General features: G+C 61.8%; 13 protein-coding genes. 10 read left to right on the forward strand and 3 right to left on the reverse strand.

What is annotated here, in order from left to right:
• Positions 1-93: 93 nt before the first annotated feature.
• From JJ889_RS02860 to JJ889_RS02870, 3 genes are read right to left on the reverse strand one after another with little or no spacing between them, the layout of a single operon-like run.
• Positions 94-3,369 (reverse strand): error-prone DNA polymerase, encoded by a 3,276-nt coding sequence (locus tag JJ889_RS02860; protein WP_291891370.1) that lies wholly within the window; start codon positions 3,367-3,369, stop codon positions 94-96.
• Complete coding sequence (locus JJ889_RS02865; RefSeq protein ID WP_291891373.1) at positions 3,369-4,997, reverse strand: DUF6504 family protein; 1,629 nt, start codon at positions 4,995-4,997, stop codon at positions 3,369-3,371. The genes JJ889_RS02860 and JJ889_RS02865 overlap by 1 nt, the downstream gene beginning before the upstream one ends.
• The gene (locus JJ889_RS02870) at positions 4,906-5,718 is read right to left on the reverse strand and encodes a hypothetical protein (RefSeq protein WP_291891374.1); all 813 of its coding nucleotides are present in this window, start codon (positions 5,716-5,718) and stop codon (positions 4,906-4,908) included. Before JJ889_RS02870 ends, JJ889_RS02865 begins: the two co-directional genes overlap by 92 nt.
• A gap of 172 nt (positions 5,719-5,890) precedes the next feature.
• Here JJ889_RS02870 and JJ889_RS02875 point away from each other — a divergent pair, with 172 nt between their 5' ends.
• The 10 genes from JJ889_RS02875 (at position 5,891) to rplT (ending at position 15,100) form a co-directional block, all read left to right on the forward strand.
• Complete coding sequence (locus JJ889_RS02875) at positions 5,891-6,946, forward strand: SRPBCC family protein (RefSeq protein ID WP_291891376.1); 1,056 nt, start codon at positions 5,891-5,893, stop codon at positions 6,944-6,946.
• Positions 6,947-6,954: 8 nt separating this feature from the next.
• Positions 6,955-8,241: an amino acid permease gene (locus JJ889_RS02880; RefSeq protein ID WP_291891378.1), complete on the forward strand. Its 1,287-nt coding sequence runs from the start codon at positions 6,955-6,957 to the stop codon at positions 8,239-8,241.
• Positions 8,242-8,304: 63 nt separating this feature from the next.
• Positions 8,305-10,113 carry a translation elongation factor 4 gene (gene lepA, locus JJ889_RS02885; protein WP_291891381.1) on the forward strand — a complete coding sequence of 603 codons (1,809 nt, stop codon included), beginning with the start codon at positions 8,305-8,307 and terminating at the stop codon, positions 10,111-10,113.
• Positions 10,114-10,136: 23 nt separating this feature from the next.
• Complete coding sequence (locus tag JJ889_RS02890; protein WP_291891383.1) at positions 10,137-10,775, forward strand: hypothetical protein; 639 nt, start codon at positions 10,137-10,139, stop codon at positions 10,773-10,775.
• Between the two features lie 56 nt (positions 10,776-10,831).
• Positions 10,832-11,362 carry a peroxiredoxin gene (locus JJ889_RS02895; protein ID WP_291891385.1) on the forward strand — a complete coding sequence of 177 codons (531 nt, stop codon included), beginning with the start codon at positions 10,832-10,834 and terminating at the stop codon, positions 11,360-11,362.
• 165 nt (positions 11,363-11,527) lie between these two features.
• On the forward strand, positions 11,528-11,992 hold the full coding sequence (locus JJ889_RS02900) for a peptidase S1 (protein WP_291891387.1): 465 nt from the start codon (positions 11,528-11,530) through the stop codon (positions 11,990-11,992).
• 31 nt (positions 11,993-12,023) lie between these two features.
• Positions 12,024-13,790 carry a hypothetical protein gene (locus JJ889_RS02905; RefSeq protein ID WP_291891389.1) on the forward strand — a complete coding sequence of 589 codons (1,767 nt, stop codon included), beginning with the start codon at positions 12,024-12,026 and terminating at the stop codon, positions 13,788-13,790.
• A 140-nt stretch (positions 13,791-13,930) separates the two neighbouring features.
• A complete protein-coding gene (locus tag JJ889_RS02910) occupies positions 13,931-14,368 on the forward strand; it encodes a MerC domain-containing protein (RefSeq protein ID WP_291891391.1) in 438 nt (145 codons plus the stop codon).
• Positions 14,369-14,511: 143 nt separating this feature from the next.
• Entirely contained in the window at positions 14,512-14,712 is a 201-nt protein-coding gene (rpmI, locus tag JJ889_RS02915) for a 50S ribosomal protein L35 (protein WP_291891393.1), read from the forward strand.
• A 31-nt stretch (positions 14,713-14,743) separates the two neighbouring features.
• On the forward strand, positions 14,744-15,100 hold the full coding sequence (rplT, locus tag JJ889_RS02920; RefSeq protein ID WP_291891395.1) for a 50S ribosomal protein L20: 357 nt from the start codon (positions 14,744-14,746) through the stop codon (positions 15,098-15,100).
• The last annotated feature ends 48 nt before the right edge of the window (positions 15,101-15,148 follow it).

Here is a 15,148-nt window from a genome sequence, read left to right on the forward strand (position 1 = left end):
TTAACAAATCCTTTGCAATAGCGGGGCCGGTTAACGATTAGGGCGTTTGCAGTGACTGGTCTTGCTGCGTCCTTTCTGTGTTTCTGACCGGTCTCAGTGGAAATCCCGGCTTTTGGGCAGGATGTCTTCGAGGCGTTCGCCGCGCATGACCCGGCGATAGAGAGCGACAGTGCGGGGGTCGGCCTGGGGGCGGTTGATCTCGTCGGCATGAGCGGTGGCCTCGGTGAATTCGCCGCCCTCGGCGAGGGCGGCCAGGCGCCAGCTCTGATCGTCGAGCCGGTGGGAGACGAGATGGGTGACCTGGCCTTCCTTCTGCAGGCGGCCGGTTACCGTCAACAGCTTGGCGGCCATGACGGTCTTGCGGTGGCGTTCAAAGGTCTTGGGCCAGACAATGACATTGGCGACACCGGTCTCGTCTTCCAGCGTGGCGAAGATGACGCCACTGGCTGAGCCCGGACGCTGGCGGACCAGGACGAGCCCTGCGACGCTGACCCAGCTGCCATCACGCCGGTCAGCGAGTTGGTCGGCGCGTAAAAAGCCCTTCTCCTCGAACTCCTTGCGGAAAAAGCTGATCGGGTGTGCCTTCAGGGAGAGACGCAGGCTGGAATAGTCCTGGGCGACATTCTCAGCCAGCGAGAGCCGGGGCAATTCGACCGGGTTCTCAGCGCCATAATCCTCGGCCTGTTCAAACAGGGGCAGGGGTTTGCCGGCCTGGGCGAGGGCGGACCAGCTGGCCTTGCGGCGGTCCAGCGCGACAGAGCCAAAGGCGTCGGCCTGGGCAAGCCGGTCGATCGTGCCGCGATCCAGCCGGGCCCGGCGGGTCAGGTCGGACACGCTGTTGAATGCGCCACCGTCCTGGCGGGCGGCAATGAGGCGGGCGGCCATGGGTTCTTTCAAACCCTTGATCTGGCGCAGGCCCAGGCGCACCGCAAACCGCCCGCCGCCTTCACCGGTGGGCATGGCAAAGGGCAGGCGCCGATGGGATGAGGGGGGCTGGCAGGCCTCCAGCGTGCAGTCCCAGTCAGAGTGATTGATGTCAGGCGGCCTTACTTCAACACCATGATCGCGGGCATCACGCACCAGCTGGGCCGGCGCGTAAAACCCCATGGGCTGGGAATTGAGAAGAGCGGCCAGGAAAACGTCTGGAAAATAACGTTTCAGCCAGCAGGAAACATAGACGATCAGGGCAAAACTGGCAGCATGGCTCTCCGGGAAACCGTATTCGCCAAAACCTTCGAGCTGTTTGAAACAGCGTTCCGCAAAGTCTGGCTCATACCCGTTGGCGATCATGCCGGCGACGAGTTTGCGGCCCATTTCATGGATGGTTCCGGACCGCCGAAACGCGGCCATTGAGCGGCGCAGCTTGTCGGACTCGGCCGGGGTGAAACCGGCGGCGACGATGGCGATACGCATGGCCTGTTCCTGGAAAAGCGGCACGCCGAGTGTCTTGCCCAGCACCTGCTCGAGTTCGGTAGAGGGGAATTCCACCGTCTCGAGCCCGTCGCGGCGGCGCAGATAGGGGTGGACCATGTCGCCCTGGATGGGGCCGGGCCGGACAATGGCGACCTCGATGACCAGGTCGTAGAAATTACGTGGTTTGAGCCGCGGCAACATGGTCATCTGGGCCCGGCTCTCGATCTGGAAGACGCCGACCGTGTCGGCCTTGCAGATCATGTCGTAAACAGCCGGATCCTCGGGCGGGATATCGCTGACCTCCAGCGGGCGCTGATAGACGGTGCGGATCATCTCCATGGCGCGGGCGACACAGGTCAGCATGCCCAGGCCCAGCACATCCACCTTCATCAGGCCAAGCGCGTCGATATCCTCCTTGTCCCATTCCAGCACCGTGCGGTCCGGCATGGCGGCATTGTGCAGGGGCACGATCTCGTCCAGCCGGCCCTGGGTCATGACAAACCCGCCGGGGTGCTGGGAGAGATGGCGTGGAAACCCCATCAGCTCGCGGGCATAACGCAGGGTCTGGCGGATCTCGTCTGCCTCGGGATCCAGGCCCAGCTCGTCGCGAATACGGTCATCGGTCAGATCGTCACTGTGCCAGCCCCACAGCGTCTTGGAGAGGGCGGAGATGATGTCACCGGACAGGCCGAAGACCTTGCCCACTTCGCGAATGGCACCGCGCGGGCGATAACAATTCACGGTCGCCGTCATGGCCGCCCGGCGACGGCCATACTTTTCATAGACATACTGGATGACTTCCTCGCGCCGCTCGTGCTCGAAATCGACATCGATATCAGGCGGTTCGCCGCGTTCGGCGGACACGAAACGCTCGAAGAGAAGGTCAATGCGCGCCGGGTCGACCTCGGTAATGCCGATAATGTAGCAAACGGCGGAATTGGCAGCCGATCCGCGCCCCTGGCATAAAATTCCCTGGCTGCGGGCAAAACGCACAATGTCATAGACGGTGAGGAAATAGGGCGCGTAATCGAGCTGGTCGATCAGCTGGAGTTCCTGTTTCACGGCCCGGGCGATCTTGCCGGGCGGGCCGGCGGGGTAGCGCATTTCCATTCCGTCACGAGTCAGGCGACGCAGGGTCTGCATGGGCGTCTCGCCTGCACCGATCACTTCGTCGGGATATTGATAGACCAACTCGTCGAGAGAGAAGTTGATCTCCTCGGCCAGGGCCAGGCTGCGGGCAACAGCGTCCTCATATCCCTGGAAGATCCGGTAGAGTTCGTGCGGGGGTTTGAGGTGGCGTTCGGCATTGGCGGCGAGAGCAAAGCCGGCGCGCTTGATAGACACGTGTTCGCGGATACAGGTGACCACATCGGCCAGGGGTTTTCGGCCCGGGGCGTGGAAACGCGCATCCGTGGTGGCGATGGTGGGAATGTCCCAGTCGCGGGCCAGGCGGGTGAGCTCATAAAGGCGGCGGCCATCGCGGCCGTCAAACCAGCGGGTCAGGGCCAGGGCGGCACGGTCCTGGAGGGCGGCGAGAAAGGTGGCGGTCTTGTCCTGCCAGTCCAGCTCGCTCTCGCGTGGCGGGATGATCAGCAGTATCTGGCCGTCGGACACGCGGATGATATCGTCCAGCCAGAGATCGCACTGGCCTTTCACGGAGCGGAAATTGGCGTCGGTCAGCATGCGGGTCAGGCGGCCATAGGCCTCGCGGTCGCGCGGATAGGCAACGGCCTCGAAACCGCACACCGTGACCAGGCGCACCCCGACCAGGAGTTTGATGCCCGCATCGCGCGCCGCGAGATGGGCCCGCACGATGCCGGCGAAACTGTTGCGGTCGGCAATGCCGATGGCGCTGAGACCCAGGGCCGCGGCCTGCGCGACCATTTCATCGGCATGCGAGGCCCCGGTCAGGAAGGTAAAGTTGGAACAGGCGAGAATTTCGGCGGCATCAGGCATCACGACGCCCCGTGGACGAACCATTCCGGGCTCGTGGTTTCCAGACCGAACAGGCCTTCGCGGTAGAGCCAGAAACGGCGGCCTTCGCGGGTTTCCACACGGAAATAATCACGCGAACGGGGAGAGAGCTGGTCGCGCCACCACTCCGGAGCGAGACGTTCCGGGCCCTCGGCACGGTGGACGAGATGGCGGACCCGGCGCCAGATGAAGCTGCGCGGTGGACCATCGGGGATTTCGGCGACGGCCTGGGCCGGTTCCGGCCGGGCGAGGATGAGCAGGGGGCGATCCGGATCAACCTCGCTTTCCGGGCCTGTGAGCGCCGGTACGGGTGTGTTGTCGCGCACGGCAAGGGCCGTGCCGCCAGGCGCACGGGCGGTGCCTGCATGAGGGACGATGGCAGACCCGGGACCGGAATTCTGGCGCCAACCCGCGGCGCGCTCGGGGATATGGCTTTCCCGCCGGGCCGCACGCTGGACTTGATCATCTCCCAGGCGCACGACGAGACGATCGGTCAGGCGTGCCATCGTGTCCGGCGCCATTTCATCACTGTCCAGCAAGCCCGATTGATGGGTGTTGAGCGCGGTGGTTTCGCTGGCGCGCAATTCCACGACATCAATGCCAAACCCGATATCAATCTCGGCGCGATCGAGTTTTTCGCTGAACAGGCGGGTGATATGGGCCGGGTCGCGGGCGGGCGCGGCCGTGCCCAGGCTGAGCAGGAGTATCTTGCCATCCACCCGGTAGAGATTGAGTTCGGCGCGGCGCAGGCCCCGGCCATGGGCATCGAGTTGTTCGCACAGCGTGTTGGCGGTTTCGCGCACGGTCTGTTTGATGCTGTCGAGCAGGAGCAGGGCCTCGGGGAAACGCAGCCGGGCACGATAGTGTGTGCGGGGCTGTAGCGGGCTGAGCACTTCCTCGTCCAGCCCGCGAGCCTGGTCGAGGCGGGAGACCAGCTCTCGGCCAAACCGCCGGGCCAGGCTGGCCCGTGGCAGGCCGGCCAGGTCGCCGACACGTTTGAGCCCGAAACGGCGGAGTTGGTCGGCCATCGGGCCGATACGCAGGGCTTCGACCGGAAGGGCGTTGAGCGGTTCGCTGACCGTATCGGTGATGATGAGGCCGGAGCTCTCCCGGCGGGCCGCATAACGCGCCAGCCCCCAGGCCAGGCCGAGGGTCGGGGCCGCCGCCGCATAGGCGATATAACCCTGTTCCCGAACGGCCTCGAGCGTAGCGGCGACCAGTTTTTCCTCGCCGCCAAACAGGCGGGCGCAGCCGGTGATATCCAGCAATATGCCGTCTTCACCGGGCAGGCCCGGGTCCGGAGCCGTCCAGGGGGACCAGCGGCCACAGGCCCGGGCCAGGGCCTGCAGGAGGCGTTTGTCCAACGCCGGGGAGGCGCTTTCCACCTGCAGGCCCGGTTCCAGGGATTTGGCGTCGGCGACAGCCTGTCCGCGTCTCAGCCCGGCTGCACTGGCAGCCGCATTGAGGGCGTAGAGGCGTTCGCCGCCTGTTGTGGTGTGCACCAGCGCATAGGGAGCGTCAGGCGATCTGGCGCTGCGCTGGTGCTGGGGGGAGATCTGTCGCCGGTCTGTTGGCCAGCGGGGCAGGCTCAAGGACATGAAACGCCGCATGTTTCCACTCGATATCAAAGTTTCTCGGCGGGCCGCCCCGAACCCGTTCCAATTGCGCCCGGAAACATGGAGCTCCCATGCCGGGCAAACCTGTCGCCCCCCGCCAGGCCTCAGCCAGTGAGGGCCGGGCGGAAATTCGCCACCGGGTCAGCGCCGCGCTGGGCTGGACCCGGTCATGTGACCGCAGGATGAGGGCGAGCGCCCCGCGTGCCTGTGCGGCCATGTGCAATCGTTTCGAGGCGGTCAGATCGTAACGGTGTTCCGCCCCGATCTCGCCCATCAGCCAGGCTCCGGAATTGAGGGCTTCCTCCATGGCCCAGAGCGAGTCAGTGACCTCGCTTGTCTCGACCAGGAGAATGCGTTCCGGGGGCAGGCCCCATTGTTTCAGGGCCAGCGGATAGGGCTGGCCAAAATCCTGGCTGCGCCCGCCCGTGCGCCGTACCCAGACGATGGGGCGGGCGCTTTCATGGCGACGCAGGGCCTGGGAGAAAAACCCGGTCTGGACCGCCAGGGCCGATGGCGTGTCGAGATAGTCCTGTGGACAGATCTCGTGCAGGCCCGATTGCAGATTGATCAGTTCGCGCACCTCTCCCGAGGCCTGTCCCTGCACGCCTGGAGGGGCGGGCATGGCAGGCAGGGCCCCGGGCGCAATGTCCCGGATTTTGGCGCGCAGCTGGTCCAGCTGCGGCCGCCCTTTTCGGCGTGAAGACGCAGATCGCATGTTCCAATCCATAATCGATGTTCTTTTTATGTTCTCATCTCGGAACAAAGAGTCAAGCACAGAATCGCTATCGCGAATCCGGCTTTGAATCCGGGGTTTTGGCCCGGGGAAGCGCCATCGCGACCTTGGCGAAGGAGTTGACCGACACACGCCCGGGGCCTACCGCTGGGGGATGGATGATTTCACCGCCCGACCGCGGCCCGGTCTGACCACTGCCCGGGCCCTCGACCCGAAACACTATCTCGGCGAGGACTGGCTGGCTTTTGACCAAAAACAGGTCCTGGCTCCCGCCTGGCAGGTGATTGCCCCGGTCAGCGCAGTGGCGGAGCGTGGTGATCATGTGGTGCGCGAGATCGGCGGGGTGCCGGTCATCCTGGTACGAGACGAGACGGGAAAGCTCAACGGTTTCATCAATGTCTGCCGCCATCGCGCCGGCCCGCTGGCGCTGTGTGACGGCAAGGGCGCGAAACGCCTGCGCTGTGCCTATCATGGCTGGGCCTATGACCTGCAGGGACAGCTGAAAACGGCGCCGGAAATGCAAAATGCGGAGGGGTTCAATCACTCCGATATTCGCCTGGCCACGATCGAGGTGCGTGAGTGGGGCGGCATGGTTTTCGCCCGGGTGGGCGAGGGTGAGGCGTTCGAGGATGTCATGGCCGGGATCGCGGACCTGGTGCCGGAAGACCGCCTGCTGGACATGCGTCACCACCATCAGCGCGTCTATTCGGTGGATGCGAACTGGAAGGTCTATGTCGACAATTACCTGGAAGGGTATCACCTGCCCTTTGTGCATCCGGGCCTGACCCAGATTGTGTCCTATCCGGAGTACAAGACCGAGCTGGCGCGTTTCTGGTCGCTGCAACGTTCGCCGATCGACGCGGAGACAGCGGCCTATGCGGCCGGCGAGGCGCTCTATTTTTTCATCTATCCCAATACGATGCTCAACATCCTGCCGGGGCGCATGCAAAGCAATCGGGTGATCCCGGACGGGCCGGACAAGTGTCGGGTGGAATTCGACTTTTATTATGCGCCGGGGGCGGAGAAGCGGGCCGATGAAGACGACCGGTTTTCCGATGAGGTGCAGGACGAGGACCGCATGATCTGCGAGCACGTGCAGAAGGGCCTGGCCTGCGGGCATTACCAGCCGGGGCGATTGTCCCCGAACCAGGAAGCCGGTGTCTGGCACTGGCAGAACCTGCTGCGGGAGGTCTATGCCGCAGCAGACTAGGGGGAGAAATGGCACAGTCAGAGTCGAAAAAGGGCAAGGCAGCACTGGGGTTCTGGGGGTGCTGGTCGCTGACGGTCGGCGTCATGATCGGCTCGGGCATATTCATGCTGCCCACCGTACTGGCCCCCTATGGCATGATGTCGATGAGCGGCTGGGCACTGACGGCGGGCGGGTCCATCATCCTGGCCCTGGTGCTGGGACGGCTGGCTGGCCGGACTGAACATTCAGGAGGTCCCTATACCTATGCCCGGGAGAATTTCGGTGACCTGACCGGTTTCCTGGTCGTTTGGGGACATTGGGCGTCGTATTTTGTCGCCATACCCGCCATCGCCATTGCTTTTGTCGGATATCTGGCGGTGTTTGTGCCGGGGCTGGACGGGAATGCCGTCGGCCAGGGCGTCGCGGCGCTGGTCCTGATCTGGACGCTGACACTGATCTCGATCCGGGGCGTCAGTTCGGCCGGTCTGGTCCAGGTGATGATGACCCTTCTCAAACTCCTGCCGCTCTTGCTGATTATCGGCGCGGGCATGGCGATGGGCTCAACGCAGAACCTGCCTGCTCTCAATCCCAGCGGGGAGTCCTTGCTCTCCGTCCTGGCCGCGACTGCGCTGTTGACCATGTGGGCCTTTGCAGGCCTGGAGGCCGGCGTCATTCCGGCCGGTGATGTTGAAAACCCGAAAAAGACCCTGCCGCGAGCCGTGGTCACGGGGACGATTTTTACGGCAGTGATCTATGTCGGTTCGACGCTTGCTGTGATGATGCTTGTGCCGTCCGGCGAACTGGTGAACTCGACGTCGCCTTTTGCCGATGCTGCGCGGGCACTGGGCAGCTGGGGCGGGCCCCTGGTTGCCATCGGTGCCATGATCGCCACGGCCGGGTCGCTGAACGGGAATATCTTTACTGCGGGGCAATTGCCGCTTGCTGCGGCACAGGATCGTCTCGCCCCGGCCTGGCTGGGCAAGCTCAATGGCGGACATTCCCCGCAGGGCGCGTTGATCCTGTCCAGCGTGCTGGGTTCGGTCCTGCTGGTCGCCAATTATTCCCGTGGCCTGGTTGGAGCCTTCACCTTCCTGTTGATGATGAGCACGGTGTGCACGCTGGCGCCGCTGTTGATCAGCGCGCTGGCCGAGATCAAGCACAGTTGGCGTTCTGCTCGGGCCTGGGCGGTCGTGGCCTTGATCGGTGCATTGTATTCCACCTTCGCCATCTGGGGCTCCGGACTGGAAGTGATCGGCTGGGGAATCGTGCTGCTGATTCTGGGGCTTCCTGTCTATTTCCTGGGACGTCAGCGCTAGGGCTGTTCGCCTTACAGCCTATCCCGCTTGGCCAAAGGCCTCGTGAGTGCTACTTCGCGCCTCATGAGCAGAGATCCGTCCCTTATCCGCAATTTTTCGATCGTGGCCCACATCGACCACGGCAAGTCGACCCTGGCTGACCGCCTGATCCAGTTCACTGGTGGACTGAGTGATCGCGAGATGAAGGAGCAGGTGCTCGACAATATGGAGCTCGAGCGTGAGCGCGGCATCACGATCAAGGCGCAGACCGTGCGCCTGGATTACACCGCCAAGGACGGGCAGACCTATACGCTCAACCTGATCGACACGCCCGGACACGTGGATTTTGCCTATGAGGTGAACCGCTCGCTGGCCGCTTGTGAGGGCTCGCTGCTAGTTGTCGACGCCTCCCAGGGGGTCGAGGCGCAGACGCTGGCCAATGTCTACCAGGCCATCGAGGTCGATCACGAGATCGTTCCGGTGCTCAACAAGATCGATCTGCCGGCGGCCGAGCCGGAGCGTATCAAGGACCAGATCGAGGACGTAATCGGCCTGGATGCCTCCGAGGCTGTCGAGATCTCCGCCAAGACGGGCCTGAATATCGACCAGGTTCTCGAGGCCGTGGTCCAGCGCCTGCCGGCGCCGGAAGCCGGTGACCCGAACAAGCCGCTCAAGGCGATGCTGGTGGACAGCTGGTATGACCCGTATCTGGGTGTGATCTGTCTGGTGCGGGTCGTTGAGGGCACGCTGAAAAAAGGCATGCGCGTGCGCCTGATGGGAACCGGCGCGGCCTATCCGGTGGATGGCGTGGGTGTCTTCCGCCCGAAAAAAGAGAATTTCGATGCGCTCTATCCGGGCGAGATCGGCTTCCTGAATGCCTCGATCAAACAGGTTCGCGATGCGCGCGTGGGTGACACCGTCACCGACGACAAGCGCCCGACCGACCAGGCCCTGACAGGATATAAGCCGGCCCAGCCGGTGGTTTTCTGTGGTCTCTTCCCGGTCGACAGTGCCGAGTTCGAGGATTTGCGCGACGCCATCGAGAAACTCGCCCTCAATGACGCCTCCTTCTCCTATGAGATGGAAACATCGGCGGCGCTGGGCTTCGGTTTCCGCTGTGGTTTCCTGGGCCTGCTGCACCTGGAAGTCATCCGCGAGCGCCTCGAGCGCGAATACGATATCGAGCTGATCACGACGGCTCCGTCGGTAGTCTACAAGCTGACCATGACGGACGGCACCGAGATCGATCTGCACAATCCGGCCGACATGCCGGACCCGGTCAAGGTCGATACGATTGCCGAACCTTGGATCAAGGCCACCATTCTGGTGCCGGACGAATATCTCGGCGGCGTGCTGAAGCTCTGCCAGGATCGCCGCGGCGTCCAGGTCGAGCTGACCTATGCCGGCAATCGCGCCATGCTGATCTATGAGCTGCCGCTCAACGAGGTCGTCTTTGACTTCTATGACCGTCTGAAATCGGTCACCAAGGGTTATGCGTCTTTTGACTATCAGTGGATTGATGATCGTGTCGGCGAGCTGGTGAAGATGTCCATCCTGGTCAATGACGAGCCGGTGGACGCGCTGTCGATGGTTGTGCACCGCGCCCGCGCCGAGGCCCGCGGCCGGTCCATGTGCGAAAAGCTCAAGGACCTGATCCCGCGCCACATGTTCAAGATCCCGATCCAGGCCGCCCTGGGCGGACGCATCATTGCCCGTGAAACCCTCGCAGCGATGCGCAAGGACGTGACGGCCAAGTGTTACGGTGGTGACGCCACCCGGAAACGCAAACTGCTGGACAAGCAGAAGGCCGGTAAGAAGAAGATGCGTCAGTTCGGCAAGGTCGACATCCCGCAGGAAGCCTTCATTGCCGCCCTGAAGATGGACGATAATTAAGCCAACAAACTAAGGCGCTCGGCATGTTGATGTATGTTTCCTTGACCTTGTTGGTGCTACTGTCTCTTGGTCTTGGCGTCATTGTGATGGCGCGACGGCAGGGAAAACCGTCCAAGGGGCAAGCTGTGGAAGAAAAGAAAGAGTTTCGTCCAGACCCGCCTGCCCATCCAAGTGATCTTCCAAGTCTTTCACGCTACCAAAAATACCCTAACTCCACTTGTGTGGAAGATATTGAGGCGGCTTACGCCGCTGCCGCTGAGCTTTTGCGGCCGTATGTTTATGACGATGAGGACTACTTCCGGCGCGATGCAAAAGGCAATCCTAGCGGGCGCGACGGATTGGGAAAGCTCAATTGGGACAATGGCTATAGAGATGGGACCATATCTATTTATGCAACGGGTGGTACGTTCCGGTTGACTTCTTGGTCACGCGGTCAGGAACGTGAAATTCTATCTGGTGATGCGGACGCGATCGTTTATGAATTGGTCTCTAGTCTTGTCAAAAGCCTCGCCATCACTTGGGAGGCACGAAACCGGGACGAAACTCGGAACTCCCGCCTGGGTTGGTTTGCGAAATCCGAAGAGCTCATGATGTTGATTGATACCGGGTGGGCGGAACGGCTGCATCGGGATCACATCGAAACTTTGAAAAAGTATCCATAGACTTGCCTTTGCGGGCCAACGCTCCAAATACTCATACAAGCAAGTTAGGGATAATTATGCGCGCTCTTATTCTCGCCTCCGCCGCGGCGATTGCCGTTTCCGCCACTGCTCATGCCGATCTTAATGTCGGAGACGCTGCGCCCGAGTTGGTGCTCGAAGGATATCAAGCGGGTGAGGCGGTGAACTTCACCCTGTCTGAAGCGTTGGAGAGCGGCCCGGTCGTTGCCTTCTTCTTCCCGGCGGCCTTCACTTCCGGCTGTGAAGCGCAGGCGGCGAATTTTGCCGAGAATATCGAGCAGTTTGAAACGCTGGGTGCGCAGGTGATTGGTTTGACGGCCGGCAATGTTGACCGTTTGTCCGACTTCTCCACCCAGCACTGTGCCGATGCATTTCCGGTTTTTGCGGTCAACGACCAGATGATCAGCGACTATGACGCGCGGATGCGTCCTGGCGGCAATTGGACCGGCCGTATCACCTATGTGATCGACCAGGATTCCACGATTGCCTATCACTATGCTGACGGTAATCCCTATCCGCATGTCGACAATTCCCTGGAAGCCTTGCGGGCCATGGGCGGGGCGGACTAGCGCCCACCCAATCAAGCCCATTTCCTGACCGAATATGGCCGCTTTGAGGGCGTTCATGTTCAGGATGAATTCAGTACCCTGCGACAAGAATTCACCTTGCTGACACGTGTGTGGTGATTGCACACGGGTAGGAAGCATGTTCAGATTGGTTTCCTAGGGGGACTTATGATCGCACGCCTGACATCGTTGGCTCTGGCCTCGATCGTCTGCAGCGCGCCTGCCATTGCGCAGGACGCCGAACGTGCGCCGCGCTGGGGTGGGATCTATCTTTCCGCCGGCTTTACCCCTGATCCTTATGAATTTGACCTGGAAGCAGGTGGTCCGGTGCATTCCGGCCGCGCGATCCGCAGTTCCTGCCCGGGCAATATCACCGATGAAGCGAGCGTCGAGATCTATTACAATGCGGGGTCATTCCCGCTGATCTTCAGCGCTTATTCCGGCATTGATGCTACGCTCGTCATTCTGGGCCCCGACAACGCCTGGCACTGTGATGATGACAGCGGGCAAGGCACCAATCCGCGCATTGAATTTACCCGGCCGAATTCGGGCAGCTACCTCGTCTGGGTAGGCAGCTATGCGGCCGACACCACCGCTCCGGCAGTTCTGAAAGTCTCGGAAATTGCCCGGTGAACCATGTCGCTCGATCAGGGGAGATGAGCAGATGAAACTACGCAACTGGATACTCGCCACGACATTCCTAGCCGCCGCGTGCGGCACAGCCTCGGCCCAGGACTGGAACGCCCAGCCTGCCTATGGCTCCATGCGCCTGGAGGCGGGATTTGCCGGTGATCCGCGATCTGTCGACATCCAGGCGGGTGGCGCAATCCCTGCACGCAATCTCGACCAGCAGTGCGCGGGTTTCATCACGCACCAGCCGAGTTTCTCACTGGACTACGAGGCGGGTGCTTTCTCGCTCTATTTTGCCGCCGGTTCCGATGCGGATGGATCCATGGTGGTGCGCGCACCGGACGGAAGCTTTCATTGCAATGACGACGCTACCGGTCACGGTCTGAATCCGGGCGTGGCGATCTCCGACCCGATGTCCGGTGAGTACGACGTCTGGGTTGGCTCGCTGGGATATGGCGATGGTTATACGCCGGGCGAGCTGCACATCTCCGAGATCGGGTTTGATACGTCGAACCGTTTCTCACGCTCTGCGGATGCGGAGCTGCAGCCGGACCACGGGCGACTGAATCTGCGTGCCGGATTTGACGATGATCCGCGGACGATGGGCATCCAGGTTGGCGGTGATGTTGATGGCGCGCGCTCTACCCAGAACCAGTGCTGGGGCTCGATCTCGCAGCAGCCGGATGTCTGGATCGACTATGATGCAAATGATGTGTTCGATCTCTATGTTTCCATGCAGTCGGAAGATGACACCACGCTGATCATCGCCGGACCGGATGGTGGGTGGCACTGCGATGACGACACCGCCGGCGAGCTCAATCCGGGAGTGCGTATCCGTGATCCCCAGTCGGGACGTTACGCCGTCTGGGGCGGAGTCTTTGGCGGCGGCGGGGGTGTTGATGCGACGCTCTATGTTTCCGAGCTCGGCTTCCTGGGTGATACGTCCGGTCCGCCACTGCTCGAGTGGAACGGCACTCCCAATTACGGCGGCGTGTCTCTGGATGCCGGTTTCGCTCCGGATCCGCACAATATCTCGCTCTATGCCGGTGGCGACCAGGATGTTTTCGAAGCGATCGGTGAGAACTGCCGCGGCTATACAACTAGCCAGCCCGACTTCAACCTGGATTATGATGCAGCGATGCTGGATCTTTATCTCTCGGCCTCTTCCGAGGGTGACATCACGATGGTCGTCCGCGCCCCGGATGGTAGCTGGCACTGTGATGATGACAGCGCGGGCGATCTCAATCCGGGCCTGCATTTCGACGAACCTCAGTCCGGTATGTACAATATCTGGGTCGGCACCTATTCCGAGCGCGAGCCGATCCCGGCGACCCTGCACGTTTCCGAACTGGCTTTCGGTGATGAGTACGGAATGGACGAGACGCTCGATTTCAGCCTGGAGGCGAACTATGGCTCGGTAGAGCTTGAGGCTGGCTTCCTGCCGGACCCACATCGCCTGGACTTGCTGGCTGGTGGATCTGTCGAGGCTTCTTCCGGCGCCAACCGGTCTTGTCGTGGATTTGTCTCGGCTGCTCCGGACTATGAGCTGCAATACACGGCTGCCGAACTCGATCTCTTCATTTCCGCCTATGCAGACGGCCATGATCCGACGCTGGTTGTGAACACGCCGAGTGGTGAATGGGTGTGCAATGATGACGCAATCGGCCTCAATCCAGGTATCGCCTTCGAAGACCCGGAAAGCGGTGTCTACGATATCTGGGTCGGTACCTATCTGGAGGATGATTCCTTCGATGCCGAGTTGCAGATTTCCGAAATGGGCTTCGACCAGACGCGCGACTGATCCGGTCGCCTATCGGTGAAACAGGAGCGGCTCCGTGCGGGCCGCTCTTTTTTCATGCGTGGGCCGGTCTGGATGCTTGGCAGGACAAGGGCGTTATACTATATCATCACTCCCTTGCGAGCGCGGAGTACCCGGACGGCATGTCCAACAATCATCTCGATATTGGCGGCATCGCCCTGTCACTGGTTTGCGTGATGCATTGTCTGGTCTTCCCGGCTGCTGCGGTCGCCGCGCCTCTGCTGGCACCAGGGCTGGCCGAACAGATCGGCCTGGCTCATGAATGGCACCTGATCCTGCTTGCCATTGCTGCACCTGTTTCCATCATCGCACTGGGCTGGGGCGTGAAGATCTCTGACGGCAGCTGGCGTCTTCTAGCTGCGGGACTTGTTGGCCTGGGTCTGATGGCGCTGGGGGCGTCGCACATGTTCAGCGAGCTGATCGAAACCCTGCTGACCCTGGCCGGTGTCACGACTGTCGCTGTCGCGCACGGATTGAACTACAATCAGCGTCGCCGTCGCGGACATGTGCACGAGCGAGATTGCGGCATGTGCGAGGATGATGTCGCTGCGGGTCGCTAGACTCGCATCCGCGCTTGCAATCACTGAATATCCGCGTATAACGCCCGCTCTTTGAGAAATGGCGTATTGGGCCCGATCGACATGCCCGTGCGTTGAACCCATCGAACGGACCGGGTCAATCCGGTCCTGAAAAGGAGATGTAAATGTCGAAGATGAAGACCAAGAGCGGCGCCAAAAAGCGCTTCAAGCTCACCGCCACGGGCAAGGTCAAGGCCGGACAAGCTGGCAAGCGCCACGGCATGATCAAGCGTACCCCCAAGCAGATCCGTAACAAGCGCGGCCAGACGACCCTGTCTGCCCAGGACGCGCGGATCGTCAAAAAGTACATCCCGAACGGCCTCTAGGCCGCTGGCACCGAGTTAGGAGCACACAGATATGTCTCGAGTTACATCCGGACCGGCGACCGCATCCCGCCACAAGAAAGTCATCAAGAAAGCCAAGGGCTATTACGGCGCACGCCGCAAGCAGTTCCGCACGGCTGTCCAGGCAGTGGAGAAGGCAGGTCAATACGCTTACCGTGACCGCCGCGCCAAGAAGCGCAATTTCCGCAGCCTGTGGATCCAGCGCATCAATGCCGGCGCCCGCCTGCACGGCATGACCTATTCGGTCTTCATGAACGGCCTGTCCAAGGCTGGCATCGAAGTTGACCGCAAGGTCCTCTCCGACATCGCCATCCGCGAGCCGGAAGCGTTCAAGGCCCTGGTTGACCAGGCGCGCGCTGCGCTGGGCTAAACCCGGCTGAAAAGAATTCCGGAACAGGCCCGCAGGCGCACCGCCCGC

It is taken from the genome of Maricaulis sp. (genome assembly GCF_017643475.1).
Classification (GTDB): domain Bacteria; phylum Pseudomonadota; class Alphaproteobacteria; order Caulobacterales; family Maricaulaceae; genus Maricaulis.

Excerpts from the sequence above, each read along its gene's own strand:
- JJ889_RS02865 (WP_291891373.1), bottom strand. The coding sequence starts at position 4,997 with ATGCGGCGTTTCATGTCCTTGAGCCTGCCCCGCTGGCCAACAGACCGG.
- JJ889_RS02905 (WP_291891389.1), top strand. The coding sequence starts at position 12,024 with ATGAAACTACGCAACTGGATACTCGCCACGACATTCCTAGCCGCCGCG.
- JJ889_RS02880 (WP_291891378.1), top strand. The coding sequence starts at position 6,955 with ATGGCACAGTCAGAGTCGAAAAAGGGCAAGGCAGCACTGGGGTTCTGG.
- JJ889_RS02870 (WP_291891374.1), bottom strand. The coding sequence starts at position 5,718 with ATGCGATCTGCGTCTTCACGCCGAAAAGGGCGGCCGCAGCTGGACCAG.
- JJ889_RS02860 (WP_291891370.1), bottom strand. The coding sequence starts at position 3,369 with ATGCCTGATGCCGCCGAAATTCTCGCCTGTTCCAACTTTACCTTCCTG.
- JJ889_RS02895 (WP_291891385.1), top strand. The coding sequence starts at position 10,832 with ATGCGCGCTCTTATTCTCGCCTCCGCCGCGGCGATTGCCGTTTCCGCC.
- JJ889_RS02910 (WP_291891391.1), top strand. The coding sequence starts at position 13,931 with ATGTCCAACAATCATCTCGATATTGGCGGCATCGCCCTGTCACTGGTT.
- JJ889_RS02900 (WP_291891387.1), top strand. The coding sequence starts at position 11,528 with ATGATCGCACGCCTGACATCGTTGGCTCTGGCCTCGATCGTCTGCAGC.
- lepA (WP_291891381.1), top strand. The coding sequence starts at position 8,305 with ATGAGCAGAGATCCGTCCCTTATCCGCAATTTTTCGATCGTGGCCCAC.
- JJ889_RS02890 (WP_291891383.1), top strand. The coding sequence starts at position 10,137 with ATGTTGATGTATGTTTCCTTGACCTTGTTGGTGCTACTGTCTCTTGGT.
- rpmI (WP_291891393.1), top strand. The coding sequence starts at position 14,512 with ATGTCGAAGATGAAGACCAAGAGCGGCGCCAAAAAGCGCTTCAAGCTC.
- rplT (WP_291891395.1), top strand. The coding sequence starts at position 14,744 with ATGTCTCGAGTTACATCCGGACCGGCGACCGCATCCCGCCACAAGAAA.
- JJ889_RS02875 (WP_291891376.1), top strand. The coding sequence starts at position 5,891 with ATGGATGATTTCACCGCCCGACCGCGGCCCGGTCTGACCACTGCCCGG.